This is a genomic window from Bacteroidota bacterium, assembly GCA_034723125.1.
GTDB lineage: Bacteria > Bacteroidota > Bacteroidia > CAILMK01 > JAAYUY01 > JAYEOP01.
The window spans coordinates 1-2,014 of sequence record JAYEOP010000457.1 but is presented as its reverse complement, the minus strand read 5'-3'; the positions used below and the strand labels follow the sequence as shown (position 1 = coordinate 2,014).

Annotated in this window: 1 protein-coding gene and 1 pseudogene; one reads left to right on the top strand and one right to left on the bottom strand. The window is 27.0% G+C overall.

Annotated features, from left to right (window positions below; all coding sequences use genetic code 11):
• Nucleotides 1-257: 257 nt before the first annotated feature.
• A pseudogene (locus U9R42_11970) lies at nt 258-440 on the top strand (DUF2442 domain-containing protein).
• 304 nt (nt 441-744) lie between these two features.
• Here the strand turns inward: U9R42_11970 and U9R42_11965 are convergent.
• Nucleotides 745-1,986, bottom strand: coding sequence for a class I SAM-dependent methyltransferase (locus U9R42_11965; GenBank protein ID MEA3496739.1), 1,242 nt, complete (start codon nt 1,984-1,986; stop codon nt 745-747).
• Nucleotides 1,987-2,014: the final 28 nt, after the last annotated feature.

Below are 2,014 nucleotides of genomic sequence, written 5' to 3'. Positions count from 1 at the left end.
AATATTACTAAAAGACTGTTTTTGTGTATGTTATGTTAAATGTACACAAATAATTTTTTGGCAAAAGTAGTAATTTATAATTTACCTGACAAGCACAAATAAAAGATTCAGCCACTACAAACGACCTACAAATTGTACATGCCTGAATATCTGCGTTTTACAAAATTGACTTTATTGGATAAAATCGTTAAACGTCTGATTATCTGTCGTATAAAATTTTTCACGGTTTTTAAAATCGGTCAACTTGGGTTAAATTTTCCGATGGAATTGAAAGGACTATCGATTTTGGTGAATTTCTTAAAAAAGCCAAAAATCCTATGACAAAAAAATACCAAGACAAACAATTATTTCAGTCTTATTCAATTGAATATGGAGATATTACATGGAATGATTATGAAATGTGCTTTCCAATTTGGGACTTACACGAAGGACAAATATAAATACCCCGTAGTCAATGAAGAATTAATCCATACGAAGCAATCATACTCTTTCTCAATTTACCAATTCTATTACATTTGTATATCTGCTTAGCATTTAAAATACCATTTTTTTTTGTTATACCAAATTAACATCAAAACACCCGATATAAATCATTTCTATTTCCCTTTTTTGTCGTTAAAAATTATTTCCGTAGCTATAGCTATGCAAAGAATTTTTGCCTAAAAAAAGAAAAATATAATTTAATTTATTTATCAGGCGTTTTGAAATTAAATTGGTATTATTGAACTATTGCAATAAAAGCATTTATTGCTTCTCCATTATTACAATATATTCATTACTCATTGTTTTTAGTTTTACTCCTACTTTGTTTGAAGGACTGTTTTCCTTTGGCATTCTTTTATTTGGGATTTCCCGTACGATTGTTTTTAAATGCGAAAAACCTTTTTTTTCAAATAACTCAACTGTTATGTAATCTAATGGAATTTGAACACCTTTTACTGTTCTGTTTCCAACAACGTATGCAATTCTTCCATTCTTTCTAACGGAATTAGATACATTGTTTATTGAATTTTCATAATCTATCAAAAACTCTTTAACTTCATTATATCGTTTTAAGTCAATACTTTTAATTTCATCAAGTTCCTTGTAGGCATACTTTGTATTAAATTTTAAATTCTTATGATTTTTACTCCCACCCATTAATATGTTATCAATTTTGTTTGCATTTTCAATTCCAAGCCATTGATTAGAAAGCCTTGAAAACTGACCATAAGCCACTGTTGTACGAGAATCGCCATAAGGTGGTGAAGTTAAAACAAAGTCAATTTTATTATCTATATATTTCACAGGTTCTTCAATACATGTATTAAAATCCAATATATTCGTCTTTGTATTTGCTTTGGTTTCTATTAAATCATTCAAACCTTTAATATTTCTATTAAGTTTTTTTAAAAACAATCCTAATGTATCAGGTTTATGATTTTTAATTTTTTCTTGTTGTATTCTATATAACTTAAACTCTCCATTTCTTGTATATGATACTTCTCGCAAAGTTTCACTAAGTACAACAAGGAAAAAATCTTGCAAATCTTCATCAATTTTTGAATAAATTAAATTTAATAAAAACGAAATTTCTTTAATTACCTTTTCACTAAACCAATATTCAATATTCTTAAACTTAATTAAATCAACATTATCGATAAGATTGAAAGAAAACTTAAAACTTTCTTCAGAAATTAATTCTTTTGATGCAATTATTTTATTAACATTATAATTTTTTACTTTAGCTCGTGCAATTAATTGGGCAAGAGGATTTAAATCTGTTCCTATTGAATCAATATTTGCCAATTTAGCTTCTAACAATGTTGTTCCTGTTCCACAATATGGATCAAAAATTAATTTTGTATTCTTTGGAGCATAAATTTCAATTAATCTACGAGCAACTTGTGGTATCATCATAGCAGGATAATTATGATAGCAATGCGTATATTCCTTAGTATTCGCTCCAACAAAACTCCATTCGTTATCTATAATTCTTTGTTCCATATTTCTAAATTAACACACATATATATGT